Annotated in this window: 6 protein-coding genes; 3 read left to right on the forward strand and 3 right to left on the reverse strand. The window is 33.5% G+C overall.

From position 1 onward, the window contains the following. The first annotated feature begins 90 nt into the window (after nucleotides 1–90). The 3 genes from HNV08_RS14910 (at nucleotide 91) to rlmN (ending at nucleotide 3,601) form a co-directional block, all read left to right on the forward strand. Entirely contained in the window at nucleotides 91–1,317 is a 1,227-nt protein-coding gene (locus tag HNV08_RS14910) for a 3-phosphoshikimate 1-carboxyvinyltransferase (protein WP_173282157.1), read from the forward strand. A gap of 102 nt (nucleotides 1,318–1,419) precedes the next feature. After that, the gene (gene queA, locus HNV08_RS14915) at nucleotides 1,420–2,469 is read left to right on the forward strand and encodes a tRNA preQ1(34) S-adenosylmethionine ribosyltransferase-isomerase QueA (RefSeq protein ID WP_173282158.1); all 1,050 of its coding nucleotides are present in this window, start codon (nucleotides 1,420–1,422) and stop codon (nucleotides 2,467–2,469) included. Between the two features lie 91 nt (nucleotides 2,470–2,560). After that, a complete protein-coding gene (rlmN, locus tag HNV08_RS14920) occupies nucleotides 2,561–3,601 on the forward strand; it encodes a 23S rRNA (adenine(2503)-C(2))-methyltransferase RlmN (protein WP_173282159.1) in 1,041 nt (346 codons plus the stop codon). A 93-nt stretch (nucleotides 3,602–3,694) separates the two neighbouring features. Here the strand turns inward: rlmN and HNV08_RS14925 are convergent, their stop codons facing one another. The 3 genes from HNV08_RS14925 to HNV08_RS14935 form a co-directional block, all read right to left on the reverse strand. Continuing rightward, nucleotides 3,695–4,270: an outer membrane beta-barrel protein gene (locus HNV08_RS14925; RefSeq protein WP_173282160.1), complete on the reverse strand. Its 576-nt coding sequence runs from the start codon at nucleotides 4,268–4,270 to the stop codon at nucleotides 3,695–3,697. 194 nt (nucleotides 4,271–4,464) lie between these two features. Continuing rightward, nucleotides 4,465–5,517, reverse strand: coding sequence for a nucleotidyltransferase family protein (locus HNV08_RS14930; protein WP_173282161.1), 1,053 nt, complete (start codon nucleotides 5,515–5,517; stop codon nucleotides 4,465–4,467). A 36-nt stretch (nucleotides 5,518–5,553) separates the two neighbouring features. Then, complete coding sequence (locus HNV08_RS14935; RefSeq protein WP_173282162.1) at nucleotides 5,554–6,684, reverse strand: hypothetical protein; 1,131 nt, start codon at nucleotides 6,682–6,684, stop codon at nucleotides 5,554–5,556. Nucleotides 6,685–6,761 lie beyond the last annotated feature (77 nt).

A 6,761-nucleotide genomic window follows, 5' to 3' on the forward strand; every position in this document is an offset into this window, starting at 1 on the left:
TGTAATTCTATTCACTATTTACTATCTTGGCATTTTATTAGAAATTTATATAAATTTCTCTACAAAATTTGTTTAAGAAAAAAGCTTTACATGGACATTAGTATCCAATTATCAAAATTAAAACATAATCAAAGCGTTCAAATTACAGGTTCAAAGAGTGAATCTAACCGATTGCTTTTATTACAGGCATTATATCCACAAATAAACATAGACAATGTATCTAATTCAGATGATTCTGTTTTAATGCAAAAGGCATTGGCATCAAAAGATCATGACATTGATATACATCATGCAGGTACTGCGATGCGATTTTTAACGGCTTATTTTTCAATTCAAAACGAAAGAGTCGTTACAATAACTGGGTCTAAGCGTATGAAAGAGCGGCCAATTGGGATCTTAGTAGATGCCTTAAAAACGTTAGGTGCCGATATTTCTTATTTAGAAAATGATGGGTTTCCACCTTTAAAAATAACAGGTAAAAAACTAACCGTAGATAAAGTAACGCTAGAAGCCAATGTGAGCAGTCAATACATATCAGCACTGTTACTAATTGCTTCAAGATTAGAAAATGGATTAGAACTTACCTTAGCTGGTCGTATTACGTCGGTACCATACATAAAAATGACCTTAAGTTTGTTGACGTCTATTGGTATAGAAACACGTTTTGTAGACAACGTTATAACAGTACAACCCGCAACTAAAAAAATAGAGCAGCAGACTTTAGTTGTAGAATCCGATTGGTCTTCCGCATCGTATTATTATAGTTTAATTGCACTAAGTGCTGTAGGTACAGCAATTACAATAGGTGCGTACAAAGCAGAAAGTTTACAAGGCGATTCTGTGTTGGCTACAATTTACAAGAGCTTTGGTGTAACTACGTCTTTTTCTGATCAAAAAATAACGCTGACCAAAACCGACGCTTTAGATGCAAAAGCATTAACAACGCTAGATTTAAAGAACGCTCCAGATATTGCACAAACGATTGCAGTCACGGCATTTGGTTTAGGGTTAGAATGTTATATGGTTGGGTTACACACGTTAAAAATTAAAGAAACCGATCGTTTGGTAGCTTTAAAGACAGAAATAGAAAAGTTAGGCGGTAACGTTACCATTACAGATGCCACATTACATTTACAACCTGCTCAGGCTATAAAAGCAGATGTTGCAATTGCCACTTATAACGATCATAGAATGGCCATGGCATTTGCGCCATTAGGTCTAAAAACAACCCTTAAAATAGAAAATGCAGACGTTGTAAGTAAATCCTATCCACAATTTTGGGAAGATTTAACCGCTATCGGTTTTCAGTTAAAATAGAAATAAGCTCTTATGCATTTATAAAATTAAAATAAACAGCCATTTACTTGACAAGGCCTATGTTGAGATTGTATATTTGCACTCCTTAAAAAAAGAACATACATGAAATTATCACACTTTAATTTTGACCTTCCAGAAGAATTACTTGCAGAACATCCAGCAGAACACAGAGATGAATCGCGATTGATGGTCCTTAACAGAGAAAAGCAAACTATAGAGCATAAGCTTTTTAAGGATATCATCGATTATTTTGATGAAGGTGATGTGATGATAATGAATGATACCAAAGTTTTCCCAGCAAGACTTTACGGAAATAAAGAAAAAACAGGAGCGCGTATCGAAGTGTTTTTGTTACGTGAACTTAATCAAGATCAACGTTTGTGGGACGTGTTGGTAGATCCTGCTCGTAAAATTAGAATCGGAAATAAATTGTATTTTGGAGATGACGAGACATTAGTCGCTGAGGTTATAGATAATACAACTTCTAGAGGACGAACTTTACGTTTTCTTTATGATGGATCTTATATCGACTTTAGAGCTAAATTAACGCAATTAGGAGAAACACCATTACCTAAATATATCAACAGAGCGGTAGAGCCAGAGGATGAAGAGCGTTACCAAACTATTTATGCAAAAAATGAAGGCGCTGTAGCAGCACCAACTGCTGGTTTACATTTTTCTAAGCATTTGTTAAAACGATTAGAGATTAAAGGTGTGAATACTGCAGAAGTAACATTGCATGTTGGTTTAGGGACTTTTAACCCAGTAGAGGTAGAAGATTTATCCAAGCATAAAATGGATAGCGAAGAAATAATCATTTCAAAGCAAGCGGCAGATATCGTTAATAACGGTATTGAAAATAAAAAACGTGTGTGTGCAGTTGGTACCACTTCAATGCGTACTATTGAAAGTTCTGTGTCGTCTAATGGCAGACTAAATGAATTTGAAGGATGGACAAACAAATTTATTTTTCCTCCTTATGATTTTAGTATTGCCAATTGTATGATTACGAATTTCCATACACCAAAGTCTACTTTATTAATGATGACATCAGCATTTGCAGGTCATGATTTTGTTAAAAAAGCCTATGAAGAAGCGGTAAAAGAAAAGTATAAATTCTACTCTTATGGTGACGCGATGTTAATTATATAATTAGAAAAAATCTTTATAACTAAAAGCCTCGTCATCGAGGCTTTTTTTTATAGAACGAAAAACAAAATTCATTTAAGTACTTTTGTAGTTCATGGAAGTAAAAAAGAAAGACATACGAGCGCTTACAAAGGAACAACTTAGAGCGTTCTTTATAAAACAAGGTGATAAAGCCTTTAGAGGCAATCAAGTATACGAATGGTTGTGGCAAAAATCGGCTTATAGTTTTGAGGATATGACTAATGTGTCTTTAGAGACAAGACAAATGCTAGAAGACCATTTTGTGATTAACCACATCAAGGTAGATCAGATGCAGCGCAGTTCAGATGGAACTATAAAAAATGCGGTTCGTTTGCATGATGATTTAATAGTAGAATCTGTATTGATACCAACAGCCTCTAGAACCACAGCCTGTGTTTCCTCTCAAGTAGGATGCAGTTTAGACTGTAGATTTTGTGCAACAGCAAGGTTAAAACGAATGCGAAACCTTAATCCAGATGAAATATACGATCAGGTTGTAGCCATTGATAATGAAAGTCGGTTGTATCATAACAGACCTCTTAGTAATATCGTTTTTATGGGTATGGGTGAGCCATTAATGAACTATAATAATGTCCTTAAAGCGATTGATAAAATAACGTCTTCAGATGGATTAGGGATGTCTCCTAAACGTATTGTAGTGTCTACATCTGGTGTTCCTAAGATGATTAAAAAAATGGCAGATGACAATGTTAAGTTTAAGTTAGCGGTCTCTTTGCACTCTGCTATTGATGAGATACGAACTTCAATTATGCCATTTAATGCTACATTTCCTCTTAACGATCTTAGAGAAGCATTACAATATTGGTATGCGGCTACTAAGAATAGAATAACGTACGAGTATGTTGTTTGGGATGGCATTAATGATACACGTAAGGATGTAGATGCCTTGGTAGAATTCTGCAAATTTGCACCAAGTAAGGTGAATTTAATAGAATATAATCCTATTGATGATGGTGAGTTTCAGCAAGCGAAATCTAGTGCTATTGATATGTATGTAAAGGTTCTAGAAGCGCACAATATTACCGTCACTGTAAGACGAAGTAGAGGTAAAGATATTGATGCAGCCTGTGGTCAATTGGCTAACAAAAGTTAACATTTTATTTGCCACATTGTGGTCATACCAACGCATAAAAAAAAGGGTAACAATTATTTTGTTACCCTTTTTTTATATATGATTTTTAAAGTCTTATAATTTAAAAATAGCTTGTAAATGGTACTGGTAGTGATTGTTGTCAAAACCACTTTCTTTATGATTAAATGCAAACTTAGCAATAGTCTGTGCTCTTAGTCCAAAGCTTCTATTTTTATTTAACCAAAATAAAACACCACCACCTAAATTGGCTGAAATATTTGTTTCGTCAATATGGAAAAATCCAATACCAGCATTGGCATAAAAGTCAACCCAATCCGTATCTGGTAAAATATGACGTCTAAAGTAGTATTTTAAATGTGTATCTAAAGACACGTAATTATAATCTTTAGGTAAAGGACCAAAAGGAACAACATCAATTTTGCTACTTTCAGCAAAGCCATTAAATGTAATAGATTGTTCAATAGAAAAATCCTCTGACCAATTAAACTCAACTGCTGCCGAAATTGGGAACTCAAACGTCCAATCTTCAGGATGATAAATAGGGTTTTTAGATCCTAAACTATTGATTGCATTAACACCGATACTCAAAAACCATTCATTACTATCTCTTTGTGCAAAAGATGATAAACTAAATGAAGCGATTAATACAATTAAAAATATTTTTTTCATGCTAAAATAATTTTGTCCAAAGGTAAACTTTATGGTTTATAAAACAAATATTGAAGTAAATTATTACAATAAATGTATAAATAAGTTAAAAATAGTTCAAATTTGAAATAAAATGCAGAGAATTATTAAAGAAAATACTAAAAATATAATTCTGTTGACTCATTTAAAGTGTTTTATGATAAAATCTTATGACCTTAAACGGGTGTTTTTTTCCTTGTTGTCTTTGAAAAAATTTTATGGAATACGTGTTTGGTATAATATTTATTAGTTGCCATTAGATAGATGCGAGACAAGACAAAATCGAATGCATATTTAAATACATTTTGGATGACGCGTAGTGGTCTAAAATTCATAGTACACTTATGTGAAAATTGAATAATTTTCATATACTTATTGGTTTCAATATACAGAAACTCTTCAAAGTAATGTTGCGCTATAGCGATAAAAGATTGGCCTTCTTTTATTTTAAAAAGGGTAGTAATGAGGGCATTGTTTTTATGAGAATGGGTTAGAATAACATCATATAAAACCTTAAAATTTGGAAAATTATAATAATGGCCTTTATCGTTTAGCTGCCAGCTTAGTATTTGGTGTAGGCTTAGCGTTTTAAAATTTGGAATCGCAATACCATTACATTCTATTTTAGATTGTAAAACCAATGGAATATCTATTAAATGTCTTTTGTTCTTGATTAATAAATTTGAATGAATTTCTATGGCGGCTAATTCTTGTTCAGAAATTAACCGATCTAAATGTCTAAAGTCGCTTTTCTCATACGCATAGCCAAATGTTTTATTATAACCATTAGACTTTAAGAGATGAAACGCGTCTTGCAGTTGCTCATTACTTACCAGTATATCAATATCACCAACCATACGTTCTGCAATGTCTTCGTATTTTCCACTGACTAACAGTGCAGTACCTTTTAAAAAAACATGGTTAATATGATGCGCATTTAATAGGGTTGAAATGGCATGAACCTGTTTTAAAATAGACCTATTTCTGTTTCTATTTATCGAAGATATTTCATCTAAATAGAGGACTAACTCTTCTGGTAATAGATGTAAAAGACGTCGCGATTTTAATCTGCAATAAATGGCAGGCAATACAAGATACTTACTACCTTCTACCACAATAGCATCCCAGTTAAAGGATGGATCACTAAAAGTGGTTTCTAAGGTTGAAGCAGGTGTTTCAAAACTAAGAATATCAGCAATGGTATGAAATGTTTCAGCGTATTTACTCATAAGTTGTTAATGAACTTCTAAGATAGACTATTATAATTACTTCAACTGCGATTTAAATAATTTCGAAATGGCATGCGCAGCTAAATCGATATTGCTATACGTAATTTCGTATATCTCTATTTGTGCTAACCAATTTAAAAACGCCTTGGCATAAGCAGGGTTGGGAGAGAGCCAAGAATCCGGAATTAAAGTTTCTAACATTCTTTTTACTGAAACACGTTCTAGTGATGTTTCTGCATTGGCTTTATAATTGACTAATAATGCAGCGAAACAAGGATAATGCGATTGTTCTGGAGGAGTACAAGGTAAATACTTTAACGTCCCTTTCGCTTTATTAAAATTTACTAATGGTAACGCCTCAAAATTAGGGATGTCGCGCTCTAATATTTTAAAGGCGCCTTCTTTTATAGAAATAGCTGCAGGATTGTAGTGGATATGATGGGTTACACCATCCATTGGTGACACATCATCTGCCAATAGCGTAAATCCTTTTGCTGTTAATAAGGCACATAAGGTACTTTTACCTTTACCAGATTCGCCTATACAGAGTATAGCGCTGTGGCCGTCGGTAATAGTAGATCCATGAAACGTACCAATCCAATCACTTTCTGTTTTTTGGTGTATTTCACAAAGTAAATGCATTATAAATTTACCTTGAATTTTATGATATTCTAATTTTGGAGCCGATGTTAAAAGGGTTTGGTCCTTAAATAGAAAGAGCTGGTCATTGTCTAAATAGATGTCAAAGGTACTGTCTATTGGTTCTTGTTCTGAAGTGATGTAATGTGCAATTGCAGGATGAACTGTTTTTTGTACAAGTTCAGAATCGTAATTTACCACAATGACTTTATGCCCAATCTTATAGGTGTAAGACAGGTTTTGAAAAGCGCTATTAAAGGGGATTTGGTTAACGTTATCGAGTAATACGTCTACATTGCAACTTTCTAAGTAATCCTGAATACGTGCTGCAATTAAGTTGCCATTAGCATCAGGATCTTCGTTTTGTAAAACAGTATTAAATTCTAAAGGTGAATCTGAATTAAGATATGTATCTATGAGGTACTTAAAATCGGTATCCACAATACTATAACTGTTAGATGCCGAATACCACAATACCCAAAACCTACCAATCAATTTCTGATAAGTCGGTGATAAGCTATTGTTCAAAATAAAATATGAATATTAATCGAAAGGGTTTCCTCCTGGATCTGCTGGTAAAGATGCTACTTGTGCTTTAAGAGGAT

It is taken from the genome of Winogradskyella eckloniae, assembly GCF_013249045.1.
Taxonomy (GTDB): domain Bacteria; phylum Bacteroidota; class Bacteroidia; order Flavobacteriales; family Flavobacteriaceae; genus Winogradskyella; species Winogradskyella eckloniae.

What these genes read in the sequence shown, in the direction of transcription:
- HNV08_RS14910 (WP_173282157.1), top strand. Translation starts at nt 91, where the DNA reads ATGGACATTAGTATCCAATTATCAAAATTAAAACATAATCAAAGCGTT.
- HNV08_RS14925 (WP_173282160.1), bottom strand. Translation starts at nt 4,270, where the DNA reads ATGAAAAAAATATTTTTAATTGTATTAATCGCTTCATTTAGTTTATCA.
- HNV08_RS14930 (WP_173282161.1), bottom strand. Translation starts at nt 5,517, where the DNA reads ATGAGTAAATACGCTGAAACATTTCATACCATTGCTGATATTCTTAGT.
- queA (WP_173282158.1), top strand. Translation starts at nt 1,420, where the DNA reads ATGAAATTATCACACTTTAATTTTGACCTTCCAGAAGAATTACTTGCA.
- rlmN (WP_173282159.1), top strand. Translation starts at nt 2,561, where the DNA reads ATGGAAGTAAAAAAGAAAGACATACGAGCGCTTACAAAGGAACAACTT.